27 protein-coding genes and 1 other annotated feature are annotated in these 26,339 nt (G+C 42.5%); of the genes, 8 read left to right on the forward strand and 19 right to left on the reverse strand.

All coding sequences use genetic code 11. From position 1 onward, the window contains the following. Positions 1-161: 161 nt before the first annotated feature. From ytpR to ACRPI0_RS09305, 4 genes are all read right to left on the reverse strand, one after another. Entirely contained in the window at positions 162-767 is a 606-nt protein-coding gene (gene ytpR, locus ACRPI0_RS09290; protein ID WP_432352277.1) for a YtpR family tRNA-binding protein, read from the reverse strand. Next, a complete protein-coding gene (locus ACRPI0_RS09295; protein ID WP_432352279.1) occupies positions 764-1,585 on the reverse strand; it encodes a DUF1444 family protein in 822 nt (273 codons plus the stop codon). The genes ytpR and ACRPI0_RS09295 overlap by 4 nt, the downstream gene beginning before the upstream one ends. A 31-nt stretch (positions 1,586-1,616) precedes the next feature. Further along, positions 1,617-2,135 (reverse strand): hypothetical protein, encoded by a 519-nt coding sequence (locus ACRPI0_RS09300; RefSeq protein ID WP_432352281.1) that lies wholly within the window; start codon positions 2,133-2,135, stop codon positions 1,617-1,619. Positions 2,136-2,305: 170 nt separating this feature from the next. Further along, complete coding sequence (locus tag ACRPI0_RS09305; RefSeq protein ID WP_432352283.1) at positions 2,306-3,379, reverse strand: M42 family metallopeptidase; 1,074 nt, start codon at positions 3,377-3,379, stop codon at positions 2,306-2,308. A 174-nt stretch (positions 3,380-3,553) separates the two neighbouring features. Here ACRPI0_RS09305 and ACRPI0_RS09310 point away from each other — a divergent pair, with 174 nt between their 5' ends. Further along, positions 3,554-3,868: a PepSY domain-containing protein gene (locus ACRPI0_RS09310; protein WP_432352285.1), complete on the forward strand. Its 315-nt coding sequence runs from the start codon at positions 3,554-3,556 to the stop codon at positions 3,866-3,868. 56 nt (positions 3,869-3,924) lie between these two features. Here the strand turns inward: ACRPI0_RS09310 and ACRPI0_RS09315 are convergent, their stop codons facing one another. Genes ACRPI0_RS09315 through dat form a run of 4 tightly spaced genes read right to left on the reverse strand, consistent with a single transcriptional unit; the run spans position 3,925 to position 7,354 of the window. Further along, positions 3,925-4,773: a YtnP family quorum-quenching lactonase gene (locus tag ACRPI0_RS09315; protein WP_432352287.1), complete on the reverse strand. Its 849-nt coding sequence runs from the start codon at positions 4,771-4,773 to the stop codon at positions 3,925-3,927. Between the two features lie 22 nt (positions 4,774-4,795). Beyond that, complete coding sequence (gene trmB / locus ACRPI0_RS09320; RefSeq protein WP_432352289.1) at positions 4,796-5,446, reverse strand: tRNA (guanosine(46)-N7)-methyltransferase TrmB; 651 nt, start codon at positions 5,444-5,446, stop codon at positions 4,796-4,798. Positions 5,447-5,474: 28 nt separating this feature from the next. Beyond that, complete coding sequence (locus ACRPI0_RS09325; protein ID WP_432352290.1) at positions 5,475-6,470, reverse strand: NERD domain-containing protein; 996 nt, start codon at positions 6,468-6,470, stop codon at positions 5,475-5,477. Between the two features lie 26 nt (positions 6,471-6,496). Next, on the reverse strand, positions 6,497-7,354 hold the full coding sequence (gene dat, locus ACRPI0_RS09330; protein ID WP_432352292.1) for a D-amino-acid transaminase: 858 nt from the start codon (positions 7,352-7,354) through the stop codon (positions 6,497-6,499). A gap of 351 nt (positions 7,355-7,705) precedes the next feature. Between dat and ACRPI0_RS09335 the strand changes: the two genes are divergently transcribed. Continuing rightward, on the forward strand, positions 7,706-7,927 hold the full coding sequence (locus ACRPI0_RS09335; protein ID WP_432352294.1) for a DeoR family transcriptional regulator: 222 nt from the start codon (positions 7,706-7,708) through the stop codon (positions 7,925-7,927). Between the two features lie 54 nt (positions 7,928-7,981). Here the strand turns inward: ACRPI0_RS09335 and ACRPI0_RS09340 are convergent, their stop codons facing one another. Together ACRPI0_RS09340 and ACRPI0_RS09345 are read right to left on the reverse strand one after the other, a co-directional pair. Then, positions 7,982-8,701, reverse strand: coding sequence for a pseudouridine synthase (locus ACRPI0_RS09340; RefSeq protein WP_432352296.1), 720 nt, complete (start codon positions 8,699-8,701; stop codon positions 7,982-7,984). Then, positions 8,702-10,321, reverse strand: a complete 1,620-nt coding sequence (locus ACRPI0_RS09345; protein WP_432352297.1) for a putative polysaccharide biosynthesis protein — start codon at positions 10,319-10,321, stop codon at positions 8,702-8,704. A gap of 117 nt (positions 10,322-10,438) precedes the next feature. Here ACRPI0_RS09345 and ACRPI0_RS09350 point away from each other — a divergent pair, with 117 nt between their 5' ends. Further along, positions 10,439-11,713, forward strand: a complete 1,275-nt coding sequence (locus ACRPI0_RS09350) for an NAD(P)/FAD-dependent oxidoreductase (RefSeq protein WP_432352298.1) — start codon at positions 10,439-10,441, stop codon at positions 11,711-11,713. A gap of 298 nt (positions 11,714-12,011) precedes the next feature. Here ACRPI0_RS09350 and leuS read toward each other — a convergent pair whose 3' ends face one another. The 4 genes from leuS to ACRPI0_RS09370 all read right to left on the reverse strand — a co-directional run bounded on the left by leuS (position 12,012) and on the right by ACRPI0_RS09370 (position 17,395). Then, complete coding sequence (gene leuS / locus ACRPI0_RS09355) at positions 12,012-14,429, reverse strand: leucine--tRNA ligase (RefSeq protein WP_432352300.1); 2,418 nt, start codon at positions 14,427-14,429, stop codon at positions 12,012-12,014. A gap of 47 nt (positions 14,430-14,476) precedes the next feature. Continuing rightward, positions 14,477-14,694 (reverse strand) — a binding site (T-box leader). A 59-nt stretch (positions 14,695-14,753) separates the two neighbouring features. After that, positions 14,754-15,401, reverse strand: a complete 648-nt coding sequence (locus tag ACRPI0_RS09360) for a 3-oxoacid CoA-transferase subunit B (protein ID WP_432352301.1) — start codon at positions 15,399-15,401, stop codon at positions 14,754-14,756. Between the two features lie 19 nt (positions 15,402-15,420). After that, positions 15,421-16,107, reverse strand: coding sequence for a CoA transferase subunit A (locus ACRPI0_RS09365; protein ID WP_432352303.1), 687 nt, complete (start codon positions 16,105-16,107; stop codon positions 15,421-15,423). Between the two features lie 103 nt (positions 16,108-16,210). After that, complete coding sequence (locus ACRPI0_RS09370; protein ID WP_432352304.1) at positions 16,211-17,395, reverse strand: MDR family MFS transporter; 1,185 nt, start codon at positions 17,393-17,395, stop codon at positions 16,211-16,213. A gap of 143 nt (positions 17,396-17,538) precedes the next feature. Here ACRPI0_RS09370 and ACRPI0_RS09375 point away from each other — a divergent pair, with 143 nt between their 5' ends. Continuing rightward, positions 17,539-18,498, forward strand: a complete 960-nt coding sequence (locus tag ACRPI0_RS09375; RefSeq protein WP_432352306.1) for a TIGR01212 family radical SAM protein — start codon at positions 17,539-17,541, stop codon at positions 18,496-18,498. 29 nt (positions 18,499-18,527) lie between these two features. Further along, positions 18,528-19,082 (forward strand): class I SAM-dependent methyltransferase, encoded by a 555-nt coding sequence (locus ACRPI0_RS09380; RefSeq protein ID WP_432352308.1) that lies wholly within the window; start codon positions 18,528-18,530, stop codon positions 19,080-19,082. A gap of 139 nt (positions 19,083-19,221) precedes the next feature. Here the strand turns inward: ACRPI0_RS09380 and ACRPI0_RS09385 are convergent, their stop codons facing one another. The 4 genes from ACRPI0_RS09385 to ACRPI0_RS09400 all read right to left on the reverse strand — a co-directional run bounded on the left by ACRPI0_RS09385 (position 19,222) and on the right by ACRPI0_RS09400 (position 21,675). Further along, on the reverse strand, positions 19,222-19,629 hold the full coding sequence (locus ACRPI0_RS09385; protein WP_432352309.1) for a DUF5412 domain-containing protein: 408 nt from the start codon (positions 19,627-19,629) through the stop codon (positions 19,222-19,224). A gap of 49 nt (positions 19,630-19,678) precedes the next feature. Beyond that, positions 19,679-20,095, reverse strand: coding sequence for a hypothetical protein (locus tag ACRPI0_RS09390; RefSeq protein WP_432352311.1), 417 nt, complete (start codon positions 20,093-20,095; stop codon positions 19,679-19,681). A 203-nt stretch (positions 20,096-20,298) separates the two neighbouring features. Then, positions 20,299-21,015 carry an SDR family NAD(P)-dependent oxidoreductase gene (locus tag ACRPI0_RS09395; RefSeq protein WP_432352313.1) on the reverse strand — a complete coding sequence of 239 codons (717 nt, stop codon included), beginning with the start codon at positions 21,013-21,015 and terminating at the stop codon, positions 20,299-20,301. 87 nt (positions 21,016-21,102) lie between these two features. Continuing rightward, positions 21,103-21,675 (reverse strand): 3D domain-containing protein, encoded by a 573-nt coding sequence (locus ACRPI0_RS09400; RefSeq protein ID WP_432352315.1) that lies wholly within the window; start codon positions 21,673-21,675, stop codon positions 21,103-21,105. 198 nt (positions 21,676-21,873) lie between these two features. Here ACRPI0_RS09400 and ACRPI0_RS09405 point away from each other — a divergent pair, with 198 nt between their 5' ends. The 3 genes from ACRPI0_RS09405 (at position 21,874) to ACRPI0_RS09415 (ending at position 24,840) form a co-directional block, all read left to right on the forward strand. Next, the gene (locus ACRPI0_RS09405) at positions 21,874-22,533 is read left to right on the forward strand and encodes a GntR family transcriptional regulator (RefSeq protein ID WP_432352317.1); all 660 of its coding nucleotides are present in this window, start codon (positions 21,874-21,876) and stop codon (positions 22,531-22,533) included. A 126-nt stretch (positions 22,534-22,659) separates the two neighbouring features. Further along, positions 22,660-23,001, forward strand: a complete 342-nt coding sequence (locus ACRPI0_RS09410) for an ArsR/SmtB family transcription factor (protein ID WP_432352319.1) — start codon at positions 22,660-22,662, stop codon at positions 22,999-23,001. Between the two features lie 72 nt (positions 23,002-23,073). Then, positions 23,074-24,840 (forward strand): SulP family inorganic anion transporter, encoded by a 1,767-nt coding sequence (locus ACRPI0_RS09415; protein WP_432352321.1) that lies wholly within the window; start codon positions 23,074-23,076, stop codon positions 24,838-24,840. Between the two features lie 33 nt (positions 24,841-24,873). Here ACRPI0_RS09415 and brnQ read toward each other — a convergent pair whose 3' ends face one another. Next, positions 24,874-26,250: a branched-chain amino acid transport system II carrier protein gene (gene brnQ, locus ACRPI0_RS09420; RefSeq protein ID WP_432352323.1), complete on the reverse strand. Its 1,377-nt coding sequence runs from the start codon at positions 26,248-26,250 to the stop codon at positions 24,874-24,876. Positions 26,251-26,339 lie beyond the last annotated feature (89 nt).

Below are 26,339 nucleotides of genomic sequence, written 5' to 3' on the forward strand. Positions count from 1 at the left end.
ACGCATATAAAATCAAATAGTCGTGTGCAAAACTCCAAACAAATCACTAGAAACGTACAGTGGCCTAGTCGTTTTCGCTAGTAACTCTTCCTTTTATGTATGAATTTTCATCAAAAAAACAGAGGAAAGATCGTGCTCCTCTGTTTTTGAAACTTATGTTATTAGTTTATGAAAGCACTACCGATTTCTGCATCTGCTGCTAATACTAGGATTCCTTTTTCAGCAGGTGCATCTGGAAGTTCCAATTCTTTTGCTGAACAGATCATCCCTGAAGACGGAACACCGCGAAGCTCTGCATCGCGAATAATCATTCCTGAAGGCATAACTGCTCCAACTTTAGCGACAACTACTTTCTGATCACTTTCGACATTAGCTGCCCCACAGACAATTTGTAACGTTTCTGTACCCACGTTAACTGTGCAAATATTAAGTTTGTCTGCATTCGGATGCTTTTCCTTTGAAACTACATGGCCCACTACAAATTTAGGGCTGAAATCTACATCTAATTCAAGTGTTACTTCATTCTTTGCAAGAGCACCTTGAATCTTTTCGACAAGTTTAGGTGTCAATTCAATAGAACCATCTGCATGGTTACCAACATATTGAGTCGCATTGAATATGTTGAACGCTACAGCCTTTCCATCCTCGACGGATTTAATAAGTGTAACGTCACCTTTACATTCAATTGCAGTTTGTTCAGGACGCTCTGTTGTTAGTTGGACGAAAAGCACATCGCCTACTCCATTTTTGTTCGTAAAGACGTTCATTTCTTTTTCTCTCCTTTTCTTCTTGCAACACGATTTTTAGCCATAATAAAAATAGGTTCCAATTCCCCGTCATTGTATAAAAACGATAAAGACGTGATTGGAACAGTTCCTGTAGTAAAGAAATGCATCGCCATTTGGGCGAGGACGTCATAACCTGTATCATTTTGTATATCTCCAATGATCAAGACATCCTGATGAGGTACAGATACCGTCATATGTCCATTAATTCGAGAAGACATGTCCTTTAAGAATGCCGCGTTTAAGATACGACTTGCATCATACCCGTCATTCTGGTTCAAGAAATAGTATTTATTGTCGGCCACTTCATCTACTTTAACATCTGTCGGTAGTTTTCGGGCATTAAATAATGCTGCTTCAGTAATCTCGTTTTCAGTCTTCCCAAGTATTTCAAGCATACTCTCATCAATTAGACGGTAGGTTTTCCCTTGGTCTAATGCATAGTAGATTGCCGTCTCTGCTGTATGAGCTTTTACAAGGAACGGGCTACCTGCCTTCGATTCTTTCGGAAATGATGTAGAACGGATGACTGGAAGAATCGTAGCGTTTGCATCGAACCCTTGCTGGTGTTCTGCCTCCATTGCCCGGAAGGTTTCTTGAATGGTATAAGCAACTTCTTGAATGGCAACATCATTTTTCAGTTCGTACTTCGCAAGTATTTCTGGCAATGATATATCCATTCCGCGATTCAACTCTTTGTGCTCCAAACGTATACGATCCGCTTTTTTATCGAATTTCCATTCGAAGTTGTGAGAAGAAAGCCGCTTCTTCAGCTCTTCTACTAATTGTTCTGATTTCAACGTAATCACCTCTCAATGAATTGGTTCACTTTTATGATTCGACATGTAACGAACGTGCAATTTCCATCATACGTTCAATTGTTGTAGTTAGATCTTCTTTTGGAACAATTGCAGTCACTTGAGCTTGGCCTGCCCCTGTAATGACTTCAACTGAAGACTCACCATGATCACTAATAGCTGCAAACCCGAACACTCCGGTGTCTGTGTACGTTTGCTGGTCAATGAACTTCTTGTTCGAGTCTGCCATCAATAACTCATAATACGCGCGTGAGTCTGATTTTGCATTTGGATTGAACTCGGCAGTCAATATTTGACTACGTTTAGAGAAGAGGATTGTTCGTTCTTCTTTCATCATATCGACTTTCCAACCGACCGGTTTGTAAAACTTTACGTCATCTAAAGTTTCAGTAGATTTTTTGCGATTCATTTCAAATGCATCACGTGCTGCTACCATTGCTTTGTCACTTTGTTTTTCAACCGTACGGCCGCATCCAGTAACTACTAGTAGTAAAAGTGCTGCCGTTAGAAAGAGGATGTATTTTCTGATCACAATTTCGCCTCCATTTCCATGCAGTATATTCAGTTTAGCTGTCCAATCTTATCCATGCAACCGTCAGCAACAGATTGCGTCTGATTACATGTTCTTCCGTAAATTCTACGCAAGAAACAAGCAGCCCCATATAATCGGGCTGCTTGTTTCATCCGGCATTTAAAATTGAATTATACGTTTTGTCTAATAGTTTCAAGCGTTGTTTTGTCGCACGTTTTAACAAGTTTTACGATGAGCTCTTTCGCTGCTGCGTAATCATCCGTGTGAATAATGGATGCCGATGTATGAATGTACCGTGAGCAAATTCCAATAACAGCACTCGGAACACCCTCATTTGCAACGTGAACTTTTCCTGCATCCGTTCCGCCTTGTGAAACGAAATACTGATATGGAATGTTATTTGACTCTGCAGTATCGAGGATAAATTCACGAAGACCACGATGCGTAATCATTGTGCGATCTAAAATACGTAATAACGTCCCTTTCCCTAGCTGACCAAATTCTGTTTTACTTCCTGACATATCATTTGCTGGGCTTGCATCGAGTCCAAAGAATAGATCAGGTTGGATTAGATTTGCTGCTGTTTGAGCGCCGCGAAGTCCAACTTCTTCCATTACAGTTGCTCCTGAGAACAGTTGGTTCGGTAATTCAACATCTTTCACTTCTTTAAGAAGTTCCAGTGCTAATCCACATCCATAACGATTATCCCAAGCTTTTGCCATGATTTTTTTCTCGTTTGCCATTGGTGTAAATGGACAAACCGGAACAGCTTGTTGACCAGGACGGATTCCGATGCGTTTTGCATCTTCTAAATCATCTGCACCGATATCGATCAGCATGTTTTTAACATCCATCGGTTTGGCACGTTGTGCGTCGGTTAATAAGTGTGGAGGAATGGATCCGATTACACCCGGAATAACGCCTTTATCCGTAATGATTTCCACTCGCTGTGCAAGCATAACTTGGTTCCACCAGCCACCTAGTGTTTGAAAGCGAAGCATTCCATTTTCAGTGATGCCTGAAATCATGAAACCGACTTCGTCCATATGTCCAGCTACCATAATCTTAGGGCTGTTTTCAGGTCCTTTCCGAACACCGAAAATACCACCTAGATTATCTTGTATCAGTTCATCTGAATACTTTTCAAGCTCGCCGCGTAAATAGTTCCGAACTGCATGTTCATTACCCGGAGCACCTGGTAATTCAGTAAGCGTCTTAAACATTCTGAGAGTTTCGTTATTCATGTTAGAATGACCTCCACTATAATTTATGTACGAGAACTATTGTAGAACAATTCAGTCGAAATTACCAATGGTCTAGTTCGGACCCCGAAAGAGTAGAGTGAGTAGTCTCGCTTATTCAAATAGAAAGTGGTATGATACACTTAATCAAATTGACTAGTAAGGAGTGCTGTCGTAATGAAGTTCAAAGAATTTGCAGCCGGTGTTTTGACCGGTGCAGCTGCAGGGTTAGTTGTTAAAGAGGCTGTAGAACGTGCGAACTCTGCGGTTCCTGCTGAGCAAGTATTAAAAACGGTAAAAGATGCATTTAAAAAAGAAGGTCCGATTGACGGTTCTTGGATTGTTATGAAAACAGAGCCATTCACAAATAATGTCATTTCTATGAACGTATACAGAGGCGGTGTCTCTCGCATGAAAGACGGCATTCTGGAACAATATGAATTTGCGGCAGACGCTAAAACAGGTACTGTTGTCGAGCTTGTAAAAAATTAATTGTAAAAAAAGCAATTTAAAAGCAGAAGCCGCAAATGGCTTCTGCTTTTTATTGTCTATTCACGCGTTCTAGCTAATGACTCCACGATATTTTTACCTGTTTCGTCAAAACGAACAATCCGATAAACGGCATCGTGATAGAAAAAGAATCGATGTCCTTTTTCTTTAGCTTCCTTCATGAGCTTCTCTTTTGCGTAAATCGAATCCATCGGGTAATCGTCAAAGGCAAGAACCCACAATGGATTGCTGTGTGCATGAGTTGGCATAATATCCGCCATGTGGATCATCGTTTCATCATTTTGCTCAAGACGGATAATACTATGTCCATCACTATGACCGCCTGTATGGACCATCGTGACCCCCGGTATAGGTGAAGTATCGTTATCGAACGGCTTTACTTGGTCTTGGATTGCTTCCCAGTTCTCTTTGAAATAAGTATTTCGTGAACGAATATTGGGATTCCGCATTTCATCCCATTCAATTTGTGATACGAAGATATCGGCATTCGGGAAAACAGAAACTAACTGGTCGTTTTTCCATTCTGTAAGACCCGCCGCATGGTCATTATGTAAATGCGTCATCAATACCATGTCAATGTCTTCTAAACGTAAGCCGAGTTCTGCTAGGCTTTCTTCAACACGTGTTTCTGCATGGATTCCTAAGTTGCGTTTTTTCTTTTCATCGAGCTTCCCTTTACCGATTCCCGAATCAATCAACAAGTTTTTCCCTTGAACTTGTAGGAGAATCGGATCTGTTCTCAATTCAATCAAGTTGTTTTCGTCGGGTGCATATTTTTTCGACCACATGGCTTTCGGTACAACGCCAAACATCGTTCCCCCATCGAGATAGTTGACGCCCCCATCAAGCCAAGTCAGTTTCATGTTGTGAAATTGATATGTATCCATTCAAACATCCCCTTTGTATGAATTATGCTTTTGCTGCGAACTTTGCTTCCATACGATAGATCGGTTGCCCTTTTGCAGAGAACTTCTCTTCGTATTCCGTCATGACATTATCTTCTGGCATTTCAGCATGCAAATCGAGCGACACATCCAACAAACGCATTCCATAATCTGAGATTGAAACAAGGGAGTATTCGAAAAGACTCCGATTGTCTGTCTTAAAATGCATCTCTCCTCCACTCACTAGTACCTCTTCATACAACTTCAGAAACTCTTCGTTTGTCAATCTTCGTTTAGCATGACGCGTTTTCGGCCAAGGATCCGAGAAGTTCAAATAGACGCGATCAACTTCACCTGCTTCAAAAATTGCGGTTAGGTCTTTTCCATTGGCGCGAAGTAAGCGCAGGTTTTTAGGAATCCCTGAGTCTACTACTTTTTCAACAGCTGAAACGATAATGCTATCGAAATGTTCGATTCCAATATAATTGACGTTTGGGTTAGCTAGTGCCATCCCTAAAACAAATTGCCCTTTTCCAGTTCCTACTTCTACATGGACCGGATTGTCATTACCGAAAATCGTTGCCCACTGGCTGCTTTTCGTTTCAGGTTCTTTCACTACAATCCCTGCATGCTCATCCAAATAATCTTTCGCCCACGGCTTATGGCGTAGTCTCATCGTGTAACCACTCTCTTCTTCATCATTATTAGTTTTCTTGCTCGTTTTCCATTTGTTCGTCCTCTGTTTCAAATAACCGGCTCGCAGCTGTTGTTTGACAAAGGTCTAGAATGACTTGGGCTGCTTTAAATTGCATGGACTTCATTGGAATACTGGAGTTCTTCGCTTTTTCCAACCACCTCGGATAGTCTCTTTTATCTACTAGCTGAATATCATAAGAAGCACCTGGATAATCGATATAACTTTCTACAGTTAGCAACACTTTCCGGATGGGAACTTCAACTTCAGCCGCTACAAATAGATTGGACACAATCTTAGCCATTCTGTTTAAACCGATTGTTGGGTTAAGTAGCTTTGACTCATTCTCTCCAAGTTTTTTATCCCAAAAGCGTTCCCCACTCCCGACTAAGACAGAACCGTTTTCCACTTGAAGTACTGTAATGCAAATGCACTCTACAGGCGTCATGATAATAATTTCCAACTCTACGGGTGCTTTCTTAATTTTCAATACTGGATAATAGAATAATAAATAGCTATCCGGTAAATGCTCGAGGAAATCGTGTAACAGCCTGTCCTGCATGAACTTCCCGTCAATCCGCGATCTCTCCGTAAGTGTGGAACTCGCCCACTTCAGCTGGAAGTGAAACAGTTGATCGATATACAACTTGCGCAGCTGCTGGAGAGAGCGTGGATCTTGGATTATGTTAGGTGTGAACTGTAACTCGTCCTCCTGATCCGAAACCTTTTCTTCAGACGCCGCTTCTGATTCGTCCTTACGAAAAGGTAGGAAGCGTGACAACGTTAAGAAACGTTTTTTGCGCACTCCCTCTACGGATATATTCGGTTCCGATCGTGTTTCATCATCAGCAGCAATTTGCCAACTGGCTAAATCTACTCCGTTATCCCACTGTGTCTTCATACGCTCCCATTGAGAGCGTTTCAGTCGAATGAATTGGGTGGTATAACGAGAAAGGTCATGTTCATAACGCGAGACGTAATCGAGCATTTTGACAAGTTGTGCCATCTTTCGATTCACCTGCGCTTTCTAGTTCAGTTAAGTTTATGTGAAGGGTGTTGGATCGTTTGTTCAAATACGTGCTGCAACCGTTCTGTTATACGTCCCGGTTCACCATTACCGATCGTTCGTCCATCGATTGAAATGATAGGCGTAATTTCAGAAGTTGTGGATGTCAGGAATACTTCGTCCATGTCATTGAACTGCTCCAACGTAAATGGCTCTTCCATGACACCGATACTGTTCTCAGCACAACATTTCAAAACTACACGACGTGTAATCCCGTTCAAAATTAGGTTATTCGCTGGATGCGTATAGAGAATTCCATCTTTCACACCAAACATGTTGGATGAAGATCCTTCCGTAACGATTCCTTCACGAACGAAGACTGCTTCTGCACATCCTGCTTCATAAGCATCTTGCTTTGCAAGGACGTTTGCTAATAAATTCAAGCTCTTAATGTCGCAACGTAACCAGCGAATGTCATCGACAGTTTTCACTGCCACTCCTTCTTTCAATTTAGAAAGTGGACGTGGATTATCAATAGCATAAGCCGTGATTGACGGCTTGCTGTCTATTCCAGGGAAGTTGTGCATCCGCGGTGCAACACCTCGAGTTGCTTGAATATAGACGTGCCCTTCTACTATACCATTGTCCACCATTAGTTTCCCTGCTATTTCCATGAATTCATCGACAGTATAAGGAAGGTCTAACCGGATTTTTTGTGCACTTTGTAAAAAACGGGTAAAGTGCTCATGCGCTGTATACAATTGACCCTCATAAATTTTAATGACTTCGTAAACGCCGTCCCCAAAATAATAGCCTCTATCGTCTATCGAAACGCCTACGTCCTCTTTATTTTGATAAACCCCATTGTTGAAATAAATTGTCATTGTTGTGCTCCTCTCGCTTTCATATGATCTCTCGATTATTTACCTATAGTGTATGTGACTTGAAGACATTTTGCGAGCGTTCGTTTGCTGTCAAAACAGTTCACTTCATTTTCCCACGTTCTCTATAGAAAATAAAGAACAATCGATTTCTAAAATAGGAGTTATTAACAAGCAACTATTGATTACTTTTTTCAAAAAATACGCTATACTAATATTGTCAGAACAAACAGTCTGACTAAAATTTGCTGGAGAGGGTGTGCGGATCAAAGGCGATTTCAAGCAGCTAACGTAACATTTCCACGTCTCAAAGCCAAGTCTATTGGAAATTGATGATGAAGGAGTGGTTCACAGTTGAATCCTGCTACAGACCGAATGCTGACCCGTATTAAGGATGTCTATTTGTTCATCCATGGTAATGGTACTGTCACCACAGAGAATGTAGTCCAAGAATTTAGCATCACGGCGCGTACCGCTCAACGGGATTTGAACGTCCTTGAGTATAATGACCTCATTACGAGTCCGGTTCGTGGCCAATGGACAACGACAGCAAGAAAAGTGAAATTGCCTTCTTAACGGTTCTTTAAGGCCGCCCAGCCTCAAAAAAAGGGCTGAATCGCTACTAGCAATTCAGCCCTTTTTTCGTGGATCTAATTTCTCCAACTCGTCCATCGTCAACTCACGATAGTGACCGAGCTCAAGTGAGTCATCTAGCTCTAATTCCCCCATCGATAAACGCTTCAAGTAAACCACTGTCTTTTCTACTGCTTCAAACATCCGCTTCACTTGATGGAATTTCCCTTCAGTAATCGTCAATTCAATTTCAGATATAGTATCGGAAACTAAAATGTTCAGGATTCCTGGTTTTGTATGGAAACCATCTTCAAGCGTTACGCCTTCTGCAAAAGCTTTCTTATCATCCTCAGTTACTACACCATCAATTTTAGCGTAATACGTTTTTGGTATGTCCTTCTTTGGAGAAAGCAATTCATGCGTAATTTTCCCGTCATTCGTAATGATGAGCAAGCCTTCTGTGTCTTTATCCAGACGACCCACTGGAAACGGTTCAAACCGCTGTGCGTCTTCATCTAACAAATCAATAACGGTTTGGTCCCACTTGTCCTCAGTTGCTGAAATGACACCAGGTGGTTTGTTCATCATTAGATAGATAAATTCCTGATGAATGACACGTTCTCCAAGTACATCCACTATGTCAATTTCGGGGTCAACGTGGGCACCGGGATCTTTCTCCGTCGCCCCGTTCACACGTACTATCCCTTTACGAACTAATTGTTTCACGTCTTTTCTCGTACCAAACCCATTATTTCCAAGTAGCTTATCGAGTCTCATTTATGATCTCCCCAAACCGAGTTTCTTTGTAATCCGTGTAATTCGATCGCCAAGTATTTTTTGCGCAAGTCCGCTTCGGACTGATAGGAACCCATATACAACTACACCTACAGCGCTGCAAATCATCAGATAGAGCAATGCTTGCAGCTTCCCTTGAGGCACGTGAATTGCATAAAGTCCTGCTCTCGTTAGAAGAACCGCAATTAGCATGATGACGTTAAAGAAGAGTATTAAGATTGTACGTCTTACGACGAGTTTCGATTGGTAGTGTAATTCTTTCTTAATGACAAAAATATTCACACCTACAGCTACTGTATATCCAATAATGGTCGCAGCAATCGCTCCTTGCACTTCAAACATTTTAATAAGCGGAACGTTCAAAATAAGTTTGACTAACAAGCCTAAGAGCGAAGTGAATACGATCCATTTGTGACGATCAACCCCTTGCATTATTGCAGCTGTGACCGTATACATTCCAAACAAAATGGCAGCTGGAGCGTAACTTCTTAACACTTCTGCACCGATTGGATTTTGTTCGTACAAGAATTGATACGTTTCGCTTGAGAGTGCCATAAGTCCGACAACCATTGGAATCGTCAAGAACAACATGATTTGATAAGTCTGATCGAGTGAACGAGTAATTCCCTTTTGGTCACCTTTTGCGTAATAATTCGTCATGACGGGAATGAGTGCCATTGAAAATCCTGTCGCTACCATGACGGGAATCATGACCACTTTGTGGGTCAGGAAGTTTAGCATCGTCAAGTAAGTATCCGTTACTTTTGCAAGACCAATTGAAGCCATAGTCCCGTTGAACGTTATCATATCAACAAATTGGTATAGCGGATTAATGACACCTACTAATACAAATGGCAAAATATACGTAACAATTTCTTTGTAAATTGTTGAAACTGGCAGTTCTCCTGCAGGCGGGCTGTTTGCAAGCAATATATTCATTTCCGTGCGATATTTCCGCCAATACAACGCTAACGTTGCCATACTCGCGAGTGCCCCGATAAATGCAGCAAACACTGCGAATTTCACTGCAGTTTTAGGTGATCCACCTAATACATTTACAACTACATATGCACCGATCAATACAACCGCAATTCGCACGATTTGTTCCACAAGTTGTGACACCGAGGTGGGTTCAAACTTTTGATACCCTTGCAAGAATCCGCGCATAACACTCATAATCGGAACTGCAAGAAGTGCATAACTCACCCAACGAATAACAGATGCAATGTCTTCAATCGTGAAAATTTGCTCATCATCTTTAATGACTAGGTGAGCAAGCGGCTCTGCCAAAAAGTAAAGCGCCAGAAATGACAGTACACCTGTTACCGCCATAATACTGACGCTCGACCTTAATAACTTTCTACCTGTGGCGTAATCTCCAAGGGCATTATACTTAGAGACGAACTTTGAAATCGCAAGAGGTGCCCCCGAAATCGCAATAGATAGTGCAATATTGTATGGAATATAAGCGTATTGATAGAGGGCTAAGTTTTTCTCTCCCACAATGCTGTAGAAAGGAATTACGTACAAAAGCCCAAGTGCTTTCGATAAAAAGAGGCCGATTGTTAAAATCGCTGTGCCCTTAAGTAGATTAGATGCCATGAATTTGTTCCTTCCTATCCTTAAACTACTTATCAGTTTACTCCGCAGGGACATATTTCACAATGTTTTATCCCCATTTGTGTTGTATACTGTAGAAAAACTGAAAGTGTGATTGAAATGTATGATGTAATTATTATTGGCGGCGGACCGTCCGGATTAATGGCTTCGATAGCAGCAGCAGAATCTGGCAACCGTGTGCTGTTACTCGATAAAGGAAAAAAGCTTGGCAATAAGTTGGCAATATCAGGCGGTGGACGATGCAATGTTACGAATCGTCTTGCTGTTGAAGAGATCGTGAAGCATATCCCCGGCAACGGAAGATTTCTATACGGACCGTTTTCGGTGTTTAACAACGAAGACATCATCGCGTTTTTCGAGGGTCTCGGTGTGGCATTGAAAGAAGAAGATCATGGACGGATGTTTCCTGTTTCCAATAAGGCAAAAGATGTGGTTAATGCGTTGCTGAGCGAAATGGCTCGACTGGGTGTTGAAATCAGGACGGAAACGAAAGTGAAAAAGTTGCTCATGAATGAGCAAGAAATCCTAGGCGTCCGTTTATTGGACGGAGAAGAGATCCACGCGAAATCCGTCGTTGTTGCAGTTGGCGGTAAAGCGGTTCCCCACACGGGCAGTACGGGAGATGGTTATCCTTGGGCTGAACAAGCAGGGCACACCGTAACAACGTTGTACCCTACGGAAGTTCCCTTGCTCTCCAACGAGAAATTCATTGTCGCTAAGGAACTCCAAGGACTCGCTCTTCGTGACGCAGCTGTTTCTGTATTGAATGGTAAAGGGAAAACACTTATAACGCATCAGATGGACATGTTGTTCACCCATTTTGGACTGAGCGGCCCGGCCATTTTACGGTGCAGTCAATATGTCGTAAAAGAACGTATGAAAAACGGCGACCAACCCGTTATCATAAAAATCGACGTGTTGCCGGATGATAATGAAGAGAAAGTGTTCCAGCTGTTAACAGCTGCTTTGAAGGATGATCCGAAGAAGGCGCTGAAGAATGCGCTTAAAGGAATCGCACCTGAACGTTGGTTGTTATTCTTGTTCGAACAAGCCGACATGGACTCAAACGAACCAGCGAATACATTCTCTTCCGAAAAGATCCGTAAACTTGCCAATCTACTGAAAACGTTCCAGATGAAAGTGAACGGCACACAACCGATTGAAAAGGCATTTGTTACAGGTGGCGGTGTCTCTGTGAAAGAAATCGAACCGAAAACAATGGCATCACGCAAAAAAGACGGCCTCTATTTCTGCGGAGAGATTTTGGATATCCATGGCTATACAGGTGGTTATAATATTACGTCAGCGCTCGTTACAGGAAGACTCGCTGGCATGAATGCAAGCTTACGTGCTTCTGAAATTGTGAGTAATTAATAAGCAAGGACTCTCCATGACAGTCATGGAGAGTCCTTTTTCATGTTAACAACTCAACATTTTTCAACAAGCGAAGCGCTACCAATTAATCCCTTCTAGAGCGTGGATTGTAGGCTGATGCCGATGAATTTGACCATCTTTCCGATTCATTACACGATCATGCCGATTCCACCTGCTATACTTCCGATAACGTCCCGCATTTTTCCGATTCCCTGCACTCTTTACCACACTCCCGCCTCAAAAAATCCTCACAAAAAAACACGAAAGAGAGAACCATCCCTCTTCCGTGCAACAAGAATTATCCGACCGCTACAATATTAACTAGGCGTCCTGGAATTGCGATGACTTTCTTCAACTCTTTGCCATCAATCCATTTTTGAACGTCTTCGTTTGCAAGCGCTACTTTTTCCAACTCTTCTTTAGTAATATCTTTGTCGACCACTAACTTGGCACGGACTTTACCGTTAATTTGTACAGCGATTTCCACTGAATCATCCACTAACTTATCCGCATCGAATGTTGGCCAAGACGCATACGTAATCGTATCATCATGACCCAACTTCTCCCAAAGCTCTTCAGCCAAGTGAGGCGTAATTGGTGACATAAGCAATACGAAACCTTCTGCATATGCAGTTGGCACGCGATCCGCTTTATAACATTCATTAATGAATACCATTAGCTGCGAAATTGCCGTATTGTTGTGCATGCTTTCGAAGTCTTCCGATACCTTTTTAACTGTCTGGTTGTAGACTTTATCAAGGGTTCCATCAGATTCTCCACCAATCTTGCTACCAAGTGTTCCGTCTTCATTGACGAACAAGCGCCAAATCCGATCGAGGAACTTACGTGAACCATCTAATCCGTTCGTCGACCATTCTTTTGATGCCTCGAGTGGTCCCATGAACATTTCGTAAATACGAAGTGTATCTGCACCATGTGAGTGAACGATATCATCAGGATTAATAACATTCCCGATGGATTTCGACATCTTCACGTTACCTTCACCAAGAATCATTCCTTGGTTGAACAACTTCTGGAATGGCTCTTTCGTTTTGACAACACCGATATCATACAGCACTTTGTGCCAGAAACGAGCATACAACAAGTGAAGAACTGCGTGTTCTGCTCCTCCTACGTAAATATCAACCGGCAACCAACGCTCCGCAAGTTCAGGATCGATTAGCATGTCATCATTGTTTGGATCAATATAACGTAAGTAATACCAACAGCTACCCGCCCATTGTGGCATTGTATTCGTTTCGCGACGACCTTTCATGCCAGTCTTCGGATCGACTACGTTGACCCACTCTGTGATATTTGCAAGTGGAGACTCACCAGTTCCGCTTGGACGAATATCGCCTGTTACAGGAAGTTCAAGTGGCAATTCAGATTCGTCGATTGCAGTCATTGTCCCGTCTTCCCAGTGGATGATTGGAATCGGCTCGCCCCAATAACGCTGACGTGAGAACAACCAGTCCCGCAAACGATACGTGATTTTCTTCTCGCCTTTACCTTCTTCAACAAGCCAAGCAATCGACTTTTCAATTGCTTCGTCTTTTCCTAAACCATCTAAGAAGCCTGAATTCACATGAGTGCCTTCGCCTGTATATGCTTCACTTTCGATATCTCCGCCAGAAACTACTTCAGTAATCTCCAAACCGAATTCTTTTGCAAATTCGTAATCGCGCTCATCGTGAGCTGGGACTGCCATGATTGCACCAGTTCCATATGACACAAGCACATAATCAGCGATCCAGATTGGCATCTTATCGCCACTAGCAGGATTCACCGCATACGCACCTGTAAATACGCCTGTTTTCTCTTTCGCAAGATCAGTACGCTCAAGATCACTCTTCAGCTTCACTTTATCCAAATAGGCAGCAACCGCTTCTTTTTGCTCTGGAGTCGTAACTTTATCGACCAATTTGTGCTCTGGTGCTAGTACTGCATATGACGCACCAAAAATCGTATCAGGACGTGTTGTGAAGACATCAAATGACTGCTCACTGCCATCAACAGAAAACGCTAACTGAGCACCTTCAGAACGGCCGATCCAGTTACGTTGCATATCTTTCAAGCTCTCCGGCCAGTCAAGATCATCCAAATCTTCTAGCAAGCGATCTGCGTATTCCGTAATACGAAGCACCCATTGGCGCATCGGACGACGTTCTACAGGGTGACCGCCACGCTCTGATTTACCATCGATAACTTCTTCGTTCGCAAGTACTGTTCCAAGTGCGGGACACCAGTTAACAGCTACTTCGTCCATATACGCAAGGCCACGCTTATACAACTGGATGAAAATCCACTGTGTCCACTTGTAATACTTCGGATCTGTCGTATTGACTTCACGATCCCAGTCATAAGAGAATCCTAGCTCATCCATCTGGCGTTTGAATGTCGCGATGTTTTTTGCTGTGAATTCAGCCGGGTCATTTCCAGTATCCAGTGCATATTGTTCAGCTGGAAGACCGAATGCATCCCACCCCATTGGATGCAAAACATTATATCCTTGCTTCCGTTTGTACTGACTCAATATATCCGTTGCAATATAACCAAGGGGATGACCGACGTGAAGTCCAGCACCTGATGGATATGGGAACATGTCCAATGCGTAAAATTTCGGTTTAGACGGATCATCCGTCATTTTGTACGTTTTGTTTTCTTTCCAATAGTCACGCCATTTTTGTTCAATCTGAAGATGATTGTAGCTCATAATCCAGTTCCTCCTATTCAAAATAAAAAAACTCCCGTCCCCACTAAACAAGGGACGAGAGTGAAGACAGGTTCCCGCGGTACCACCCAAATTGACGGCATACACCGCCCAACTTGACTCCTTAACGCGGAAAAAACGGCACGATTCGATTCTAAAACGTGCAGACTCGGGAAGTGAGTTCACCAGGATTCCTTACTGACTCGCAGCCATCGTCAGCTCTCTGAAAAGGTCATTCCTGTCTACTATTCTCCGTCAATGTCAAACTCTATTGGTATTCATTTTACTGGAATGAAAGGGTAATGACAAGCTTTTCATGAGGAACCCTCACGCTTTGACATCTATCTTTAAATCTGCTCCTGTTGAATCCACGACCTCTTGGACAGTATAGCCTTCAAATACTTCTTTTAACACCAGTCCGTCAGGCGTCACTTCAATCAGCCCACGCTCTGTGATAATGAGATTCACCACTTGTTTACCTGTCAGTGGCAAGTCACATTGCTTTTTAATTTTAGGCTCTCCCTTTTTGGATACATGGTCCATAATCACAATGATTTTCTTCGCACCATGTACCAAATCCATTGCGCCGCCCATCCCTTTAATCACTTTCCCAGGGATCATCCAGTTAGCAAGATCACCTTTTTCGGATACTTCCATACCACCGAGAATTGCAACATCAATATGCCCCCCTCGTATCATTGCAAATGACTCAGCACTGTCAAAATAAGCTGCGCCTATACTAGCTGTCACAGTCTCTTTACCAGCATTAATGAGATCAGGATCCACTTCGTCTTCTGTAGGAAATGGTCCAATCCCTAGTAATCCGTTCTCAGACTGTAAGACGACCGTCTTGTCAGGGGATATGTAATTCGCAACAAGAGTCGGCATGCCGATCCCTAGATTGACATAATCCCCATTCGATATTTCCTTTTCTGCGCGCCGTGCTATCAGTTCTCTGGAATTCGCTGTTGTCATTGTGGTTCGTCCCCTTCCCTTATCGAGTCGTCAATCGTTCAATACGTTTTTCTTGCTTCGCTTGCAGCAATCCTTGGACGTAAATGCTCGGTGTGTGGATGAATCCTGCTTCCAACTGACCGACTTCTACAATCTCTTCAGTTTCTGCAATAGTCACCCGTCCAGCAGCTGCCATCATCGGGTTGAAGTTCATAGCAGTTTTGTTATAAACCAAATTTCCGAAGGTATCAGCTTTTAGCGCACGCACGAGTGAAAAATCAGCAGTCAATGATTCCTCGAGTACATATTCTTTGCCATTGAACATACGGATTTCCTTGCCATCCGCAATTTCAGTACCCACTCCAGCCGGTGTGAAAAACGCAGGAATACCTGCACCACCTGCACGGATCTTCTCAGCGAGCGTTCCTTGAGGTGTCAGTTCCACTTCAAGTTCTCCTGACAAAGCTTGACGCTCAAATTCTTTGTTTTCTCCTACATAAGAAGCAATCATTTTCTTAATCTGCTTTTCCTTTAATAGAAGACCGAGGCCCCATTCGTCGATGCCACAGTTATTTGAAATAATCGTCAAATCTTTGACACCTTTTTCAACTAGCGCCAATATGAGTTGTTCCGGAATCCCAACAAGCCCGAATCCTCCAACCATCAGAGTCATCCCGTCTTGAATCGGTTCCACTGCTTCCCTAGCGGATTTGTAAATCGTTTTCATCTGACAAACCTCCTGTACACATGCAATTATGAAGCAAATGCTAACTCTCATTTAATCAGACCATTTCGTATTTTGCAATTAAACACAAAAAAACCGAAAAGCATTATCTGCTTCTCGGTACATATCCAGCACGTTTTAACGGTACATCGTAAAGCAAGGTCGGGATGAGAGCGAGACTCATTAACCCTGTTAATACCCATAATGCAATCTGAACACCGTATATATCTGCAAGAATCCCTCCAGCAATCGGGCCTATCATCTTACCGAGAGTAGCTGCAGAATTAACGATTCCTTGATAAAACCCTTCTTTCCCTCTTGGTGAAAGCTGATCTGCTAGAGTCGGGAAAGCCGGCCATGCAATCATTTCCCCAAACGTCAAAATGATCATCGCAATGACGAACACATTAAATGTGTTGGCAAAGCTTACTACGAAGAATGACGCTACCATAATCCCAAGACCTAGCAACACTTGCGTCTTCACTTTGTCCTCCAACCGTACGATAAGTGGTTTAATGATTGGTTGTCCAATGACAATCAGCAACCCATTAATAGTCCAGATGAAGCTATACTGCGTTAACGTGACTCCAACAGAAGTTGCATGAACCGAAATTGTCGTCGCCCATTGTGAATACACGAGCCAAGTTAGTAAATAGCCGATCATTACAATCAGTAACGCTATGAATGGTGCCTTTTTCTTGATGCCTGTATTCTCTTTTAAAATCGACGTATGGACTTCTGGAGAAATGCTCATCTTTTTGTAAAAGAAATATGCAATAAATAAAAACAGCACATAGAAGGCTAGATTCGCTGTAAAGATGTAATCGATGTTGACCGCAGCCAAAAATCCTGCAAGTGCCGGTCCAATTGCAACACCGACGTTTTGTGCCAAGTAAATCGAGTTGAACGAGCGTCGTCCACCTTCAGGCCAAATTGTTCCAACCATCGCATAGAAAGCTGGGAAGATGATGCCACCACTAAATCCGAGTACCGTCAGTAACACGACGTATGGACCCCAAGAATGATCAATTACCAGCCAGACTAACGCACCAATTGAGATTAGTGTCCCAGCCATAATAGACCGATAACCGCCAATTTTGTCAAAGAAAAAACCGCCAAGTAGATTACCAACGACGCCTGCTCCTGCATTCGCCATCAATACCAAACCCGCAACGGACAAAGACTTCCCTAAATAATTGTGCATATAGATTGTATTTAACGGCCACAAAAATGAGTTGCCGATTACATTCACAAACATTCCAATAATTAAAAGCCAGACTTTCTTAGGCAAAGAATAGTCCCCTCCTATCTAACAAGTTCAGTATGATTTTATGCTTATCTTTCCATATTGACAAGATAAAATTAAAGTTCAATAATTCAGATGATGATTGTCCGTAAAAAGATGGTACACTATCACTTTAAGGAGTGGTTCTAATGGAAGAAAACAACTATCCGTTTCCGTCTGACGGGACACGCTATCATACATGGTCTCGTCATTTGAAAGACCGATTTGGTTTTAAAGTATTTAAAGTAGCGCTCGATGCAGGATTTGACTGCCCAAACCGTGATGGTACCGTTGCATTCGGTGGTTGCACATTTTGTAGTGCTGCAGGATCTGGTGATTTCGCTGGAGATCGTGTCGATCCGATAGATGTCCAATTCGCTGAAATCCGTGACCGCATGCATAAAAAGTGGAAGAGCGGAAAATATATGGCCTATTTCCAAGCCTATACGAATACCCATGCCCCACTTGAAAAGTTAAAAGAGAAATTTGAAGCGGCACTTGCTCAAGAAGGTGTTGTTGCCTTATCGATCGCAACGCGTCCCGATTGTCTTCCTGACGACGTTGTAGAATATCTTGCCGAGCTGAATGAGCGTACTTACTTATGGGTTGAACTCGGATTGCAAACGGTTCATGAAAAAACAGCAAAGCTCGTCAACCGCGCTCATGACTTCGAACTGTATAAAGAAGGCGTCCAAAAGCTACGCAACCATAATATCAATGTGTGTACTCACATCATAAATGGACTGCCAGGTGAAGATTTAGAGATGATGAAAGAAACCGCGAGCGAAGTGGCAAAGCTAGATGTGCAAGGCATCAAGATTCACTTGCTTCATTTATTAAAAGGAACACCAATGGTCAAGCAGTATGAAAAAGGATTACTCGAATTCCTGGATCAAGAAACCTACGTGAACTTGGTCGTGGATCAGCTTGAGATGCTGCCTCCAGAAATGATTGTGCATCGCATTACAGGTGACGGTCCGATTGACTTACTTATCGGTCCCATGTGGAGTGTTACGAAATGGGATGTGTTGAACGACATCTCCCGTGAATTGGAACGTCGCGACAGTTGGCAAGGAAAACATTATAATAAAGTGGTCGCTCCCCTGTGAGGGGTGGCGGCTTTCGTTTGCGGCGAATTTTGCCACACTCCAAACAGCTGCTAAAAGAAGTGATTTCAGAAGGAGACATTGTGGTCGATGCTACAATGGGCAATGGCAACGACACGATTTTCCTAGCACAAGCAGTAGGTCCAACCGGCAAAGTGTACGCATTCGATATTCAACAACAAGCGCTTGAAGCGACTCAAGTTCGTCTTGGCGATCTATACAGCCGTACTGAGTTAATACTGGACAGTCACACACGTATCAAAGACTATGTCCCAGAAGGTATAACAGCTGCTGTCTTCAACCTAGGATTTCTCCCTAACCAACACGAGACAGCAGTCATTACTCAGCCAGATACTACCGTGCAAGCGCTTGAGGCAACCCTTCAAGTGCTAAAACCTGGCGGGATGATTACAATCGCGGTATATGATGGTCACCCAGGCGGTGTGGAAGAACGCGAAGCGGTTTTAGGTTTCGCCCGAAAACTTCATGCAAAACGCTATCAAGTTGTCCGATACGAAGTGGTGAACCAACAAAATCACCCACCATTTTTACTTGTCATCGAGAAAACGAGTAGGCCCACAACATGAGACCTTTAATTAAAATGGGGCTGTTGCAGAAGATCATAAAATGACCTTCTGCAACAGCCCCACTCCTTATATTTCTAGCTTTGTTGGTTGGCTACTGTTATCTAGTGATTGGAAATGGTCCTCTTACAGAATTTAGAAATCACTCACGTCTGAAATCATATTTGTCTTTCCGCACATCAAGTACATGTCCATTGATGACTACTGTATGATTATCCTGCCATATGATTTCTGCGCTATCTTCCCGATAGTTCCAATAAATAGTTTTTGGCATGTTGTTTTTTTCATTCGATACCAATTCACCTCGAATTGCATACGACGTAGTGGCTCCCCCGTCCGTTACAAACGCTTTTACTGTATACGCCCCGTTAGGCGAAGACTCTTCTGTTAGAAATTCTCCTGTAGGAAAATGATTCATATCAAAAAATATCCAATAGAATGCATATCCGGCCAATACTACGATCAGCAAACCAATTGCAAGCAAAAATCTCAACACTATTTTTCGGACTCTCTTCCGCTCTGAATCCGCGACCGCTTTCTGATGTTTCACGAGATTCCCCCTTGTTCAAAAGCAACAGCGTCTTCCCTCTATACGTTACTCATTCTGAAGTTAGTTCTCCCCCTATCAAAATCCGGTATAACGAAGCGGAATCTTCATTGGACAATTGAACATATTCATCTGTATCTGTAACAATCTCTAAGAATTCATTTTCTGAGTGTACCCAGAGCGAATACGAAGCTATTTTATTTTTTCTATCATTCTTACTTGGAAATTGGAACAGATAATCTGCAGTTCTTGTAATTTCTATTTCCGATTGATGCCAATCCGCACTTTTCACTATTCGTATCGCTTCTTTCACTTCTTTCCTATTGTTCACTTCTCTGAAGTCCTCGAAATTACTTTCGTCGCCTAGTTGTTTATAAATCGTTATTTTTTGACCTTTTATTGCTGACAGACAACCTGTCGTACTTACTACTAGAATTAGTAAAAAGAGAATGAGAATTACTTTCTTCATCGCGCATCTCCTTTTCAGATTTCACTAGGACATCATATCTTTTTTCAATACAATAAAGCTACGCATTTTAGCAACTATTAATTTCCCACCATCCTATCACACCACCTACTAACCCCATATCTAAATTCTACTCTCTGGATGAACGAAAAAAAAGCATCGCTAATCGCAATGCTTTTATCAACTACCTATTCTTTGTCAATCACTTAACCAAGTCTCGCAAGCACTTCCGTTGTAGTCAAATCCTCGTCTGTTATCCACTCAATCAGGAGTTTTGCTGTGTCTTCAGCGCTTCTCAACTTGCCTTCTTCTTTATAGTTAATGAATTGGTCAAGCATCGGAAATCCGTCTACATTACTTGAACGAATCGTCTCTTGCATTCCGGTATCGATAATTCCAGGTGCAATCGAAACAATCCCTACTGGATGAGTAACGCGTTGCTGTTCCAAACGGACAACTTGTGAAAATCGATCGAGACCTGCTTTCGTTGTGCAGTAAATCCCCCATCCTTCATATGCATTCCGACCAGCACCTGAAGAGATATTGACAATCTGTTTCTTCACGTTCGTATCACTCAGCACTTGAATGAATTCATTGGACAATTCAATCGGAGCCGTCAAATTCAATTCGATTGCCTGGTGCACGGCCTCAGTACCGAGTGTACCCACTTTACCAACCGGCTCTACTGTCCCAGCATTATTAATAAGCGTAAAAGAATCAGCGGTCGCAAGGTAAGGGGTTAGAAGCTGTTCCATTAAACCTTTTCTATTTCCCCGGCTAGTTAAATCGACCTCCTCAAAGTTTTCATGGCCATTCGGATTGCTGCGTGCAATTCCAAACACAAGTTGATCATCACGTTGCAATTGTCCGAATAATGCCTGTCCGATACCTTTTGAAGCACCAGTTACGATATAAATATCCATTCAAATCACTCCTCTATGATTATTAGTTTACCATTTAGGGTAAAAAAAAGGCTAGCCGGGTAAACCGGCTAGCCTTTTTCCGTAAAATTAGTTTAACACTTTCACACGTACAGCTTTGCGTCCCCACTGGAGAGCATCGCTATGTGATGCCATGAATACATCGATACGATTTCCTTTGATAGCACCGCCAATGTCTCCTGCAACTGCGTATCCGTATCCTTCTACGTGTACTTTAGAACCTAATGGAATAACCAAAGGGTCTACTGCAATCACTTTCAATGAAGGATTCTTTTTCAAGTTAAGGCCCGTTTTAGTAATTCCAGAACACCCTTTACAAGAAGCCGTATATGCTGATGCATTTGCAACAAATTGCTTTGTTACTGAATCATTATCAGAACGTGATGGCGTTTTAGCCGGTTTCTTTGCAGCTGTAGTTGAACCATTGCTCACTACTTTTAATGTTTGGTTTGGATAAATGACTGATTTAGACATCCCGTTCCACTTCATTAAGTTATTTACAGAAACATTGTACACACGAGAAATCTTGTATAGTGTATCGCCTTTTTTCACTTTGTAAGTTGTCGCTGCTGCTGAACTTTCATGTGCTCCACTGATCATTAGTGCCGTAGCTAAGATAAACGTAAACAATAGTTTCTTCAAAAGCTCCGCTCCCTTGTTTTTAAGTCTGTGTATAGGTTAACAGCCCAATATTACGAAAACATTACAGTTAACCACCATTCCCGTTACAATTAAAAGAGGTATATTACAGTTGTCGGAAAGATTGTTCTCAAGTTGTTCACTCTAGCAGGAAAGTATTGTATAGTAGAAATAGAAAGTCAGATCAGGACGGTGAACGCAATGCCAATACCTCAGAATCATACAAAACCAGCTCGTCAAACAGCAAAAGAAAGCGCATTCAATCAGCTACAGCAATGGATTATTGACGGAACATTGAAACCTGGAGAGAAATTAATCGATAGCGAGCTCGCACAAGCACTTGGTGTCAGTCGAACGCCAATCCGTGAATCCCTTCAACTATTGGAAGTACAAGGTTTCGTAAAAATGTACCCAGGTAAAGCAACGCAAGTCACTGAAGTCGAACCGGATTCCATCAATGATTTACTTCCACCTCTCGCTGCAATGCAAGCGCTTGCTGCGGAATTAGCTGCACCTTCCGTATCCAACGAGACCATTGAAGAATTACGCTCATTAAACAAAGAATTCGCAGATGCGGTTCATATTGAAGACTATTTTACAGCGTTGAAAATTGACGAAGCGTTCCATGAAGTCATCGTCGATGCTGCAGCTAATGCTTATATCACATCGATTACAGCCTCACTCCAAGTGCACGTCAGACGACTTTTCTTCCATAATTCGATCATTTTGACAGAACAGTCGATTGAAGAACATGAAGAAATCATCGATATGCTGAAAAACAACCGTGCTGAGCAAGCTTCAACACTTATGCGTGGTAACTGGCTCCGTGCCATCAACGAATTCCAATCACTGAAGAAATAACATCCGACTTCCTTCATTCACGAAGGAAGTTATTTTTGTGTCTTGCCTAATGTAAAAAATCGGACTATACTTTTTTCACACATATTCAAGTATTTGAATATGTATATATAACAGCGAGGTGTTCTTATGACAACGATGCAACAGTTTAAAGCGGACTTTTTCAAAGCGTTGGCCCATCCACTACGCATTCAGATTCTTGAAGTGCTAGCAAATGGCGAGAAAAGTGTCACTGAAATTCAGAACTCCGTCAACAGTGAAGGATCTGCTGTATCTCAGCAACTAAGCGTATTGCGGGCGAAAAACATTGTCGCTGGTATTAAAAAAGGAAAGAGTGTAATTTACTCACTCCGTGATCCATCTATTATTCAACTACTTGAAGCAGCACGCCAAATATTCAACAATCACTTAATCGATACTCTTACAATGCTTGAAGTTATGGAAGAACAGGACTTATCCTCTTCCACTTAATCTATTTGGCCTGCGAAAGCTATCCCACACCAAGCTACATTGCACTGCATAATCAAAAAAAGAAGGGATTTCATGAATCACTTGTTTACGGAAAGGTTTTCGAATTACTCTCTTTTGAAGCTACAGAAAGATATGCTTTCAGGAGTTATCGTTGGAGTCATCGCAATCCCTCTTGCAATGGCATTCGCCATTGCTTCAGGAGTAAAGCCTGAATACGGAATCTATACAGCATGTATCGCAGGTATTTTAATCTCCCTATTCGGTGGTTCAAAGTTTCAAATCGGTGGTCCTACAGGCGCATTTGTTCCGATTCTTTTCGGTATCGTTATTACTTATGGCTACACAGACCTCTTACTCGCCGGGTTTCTCGCAGGCATCATGCTCGTTCTCATGGGTGTTTTCAAAATCGGTACGTTCATTAAATTCATCCCTCGACCTGTCACAATCGGATTCACAGCTGGAATCGCTGTCCTCATATTCTCCGGTCAACTTGAAAACTTTTTTGGATTAACAGGTATTGAAAAACAAGAGAAGTTCATCGATAACATGCATGAAATTGTCCTTCACATGAACACCGTGAATGGATTTAGTATTGTTATTGCCCTAACCAGTCTTACCATCATTCTACTTACACCTAAATTCCTACCAAAAGTTCCGGGATCTCTCCTCGGATTAGTCCTTACTACAGTCCTTGCTTCACTTTTCTTACCCGGACATATTGAAACGATTGGATCTCGCTTTGGTCCTATACCAAGTGAGCTCCCCCACTTCCAGTTTCCTGAAATCACTTGGGAACGTGTTCAACGTCTACTCGTCCCAGCATTTGTCATTGCATCACTCGGAGGAATCGAATCACTACTTTCCGCAGTCGTTGCAGACGGAATGACTAATACAAAACACAACAGCAACCGGGAACTGGTCGGACAAGGAATTGCAAATATCATTACCCCTCTATTCGGTGGCATTCCAGCAACCGGTGCGATCGCAAGAACTGCGACGAACATCAAATCCGGTGCGACTTCGCCCATCTCGGGCATCATCCACGGCCTCTTCGTCCTACTTACATTAGTTCTTCTAGCTCCTTACGCATCTGCAATCCCGTTAGCAAGCATGGCTCCTGTGCTTCTGATTGTCGCGTGGAATATGAGTGAGCGGCAACAAGTCGCAAGTGTCCTGAAGATGAAAAATGAAGACTCTCTGGTACTTGCTGTCACCTTTTTGCTAACGGTATTTACTAGCATCACGCTAGCTGTAATTGTTGGGCTCATATTGGCAGTATTCTTGTTTGCAAAACGGATGAGTAACTTATTAGTCGTTTCAAAAGTTCTTCCAGACCATACATTAACGAGTGAGACCGTTCAATCAAATGTCGTCAACGCTGCTCATGATTGCCCGCAGCTCAGTATGTATACGATTGAAGGTCCTCTATTTTTCGGTGCTGCACAAGTGTTTGAACAGCGCATAATGGACACTCTCCATTATCAATCGAATGCGCTTCTACTCCGTATGGGAAATGTCCCGTTCATCGATGCAACTGGCGAAGCGAATTTGCGTTCAATTGTTATCCACTTCCAGAAACAAGGCGGAATCATTCTGGTTTTAGGTATCTCAGATCCACTATTACCTATGTTACAGAATTCCGGCCTTTACGATATGATCGGACCAGCCCACTTTTTTGACCATACGGGAGAAGCAATCACATATGGACTTCAATTAATTGATCATCAAAAATGTTTAGGGTGCACTCATTTCGCTTTCCATGAATGCACTAACCTTACAGAAGACGGCGGACTCCCTAAAGCTACTGATGAAACAAAAACAGCACAACTTCTCAAATAATTTGAGAAGTTGTGCTGTTTTTTTATGTGTCTATTATTCGTTTTCTGTATTCACTGCAGGCTGTGAGCTCATACCCGTCACTCTTGCAATAGTTCCAAAAACAACGATAACTATCAATGAAGGAAGTAGCCATCCAAGTCCATTCTCATAGAGAGGAAGAACTTTACTATAGAACGTCACAATTGGTTCAAGTACATTTTCTAACTTACTACCAGGCAATGTATCTGCCAGTGCAGACAAGCCATCCACAATACTGATTAGCATCGCGACAACGGTTACCGCCACGTAAACAATACGAGCGTGACCAAATAATGGCGACACAAAGGTTAGAAGCATGAGTGTAATTGCGAGTGGATATAAGAACAGCAAGACCGGGATTGAGTAAGTAATGATGTTAGAGAGCCCTATATTCGAAACGATAAAACAGAACACTGTAAACGACAGTACTATCGCTTTATAAGAGACTGCGGGGATCAGTGTATGGAAATATTCACCGCACGCTGTCATAAGCCCTACACTCGTTGTTAGGCATGCAAGTAAGATGACAACCCCAAGTAACACAAGTCCAGCTTGTCCGAAATAATGAGTGGCTACAGAAGTCAATACTGCACCACCTGAGTCAAGCATTCCAAGTGATTGGACACTGCTAGCTCCTAGATAAGCAATCCCAACGTATAAAACCCCTAAGAATCCAGCTGCAACGAAACCTGTTTTAAAGGTTGCGGCAACAATCCCCTTCTTAGATTTCACACCCATGGAGCGAACAATCGTAATAACGATAATTCCGAAAACAAGTGAAGCCAAGGCATCCATTGTATTGTAACCTTCTGTAAATCCTTTTCCAAATGCTCCTGAAAGGTATGTGCTTGTTGGCGCCTGGAAAGACCCCATTGGTGAAAACAGCGCAACTGACAGTAACAAAAGCAACAGAATGATAATCGCTGGAGATAGAAATTTCCCTACTCGATCTGCAATCTTTTGAGGATTCAACGATAACCAGATCGTAATTCCGAAAAAGAGTGCAGTAAAGATAAAGCGCGGAATTAGTGGATCAGCTCCATTTAGGAAAGGAACAATCCCGATATCAAACGCAACCGCCCCTGTTCGAGGTGCTGCAAAAAATGGCCCAATAGTTAAATAGAGCACGGAGGTGAACAAGACCGCATACAACGGGTGGATTCGACTTGCAAGATCTTGTAAATTAGCGCTTCCAGAAAATCCGATTGCAAGAATTCCAAGAAACGGTAAACCGACACCCGTAATTAGAAAACCAATTACAGCAGGCCAGAAGTTCGTACCTGCTGCCTGTCCAAGCTGGGCAGGGAAAATAAGATTGCCTGCACCGAAAAATAGTGCGAATAACATTGTTCCAATAACAACTAAAGATGAAAACGGTAACTTCCGATCCATTCTGAAATACCTCCTAAGATGACTGACCCGATACGCGATATATCGCAGATTTACATCATAAACCGCGGCCCGATAAAAAGCAAGCCGCG

The sequence above is a fragment of the Sporosarcina sp. A2 genome, assembly GCF_050858885.1.
Taxonomy (GTDB): domain Bacteria; phylum Bacillota; class Bacilli; order Bacillales_A; family Planococcaceae; genus Sporosarcina.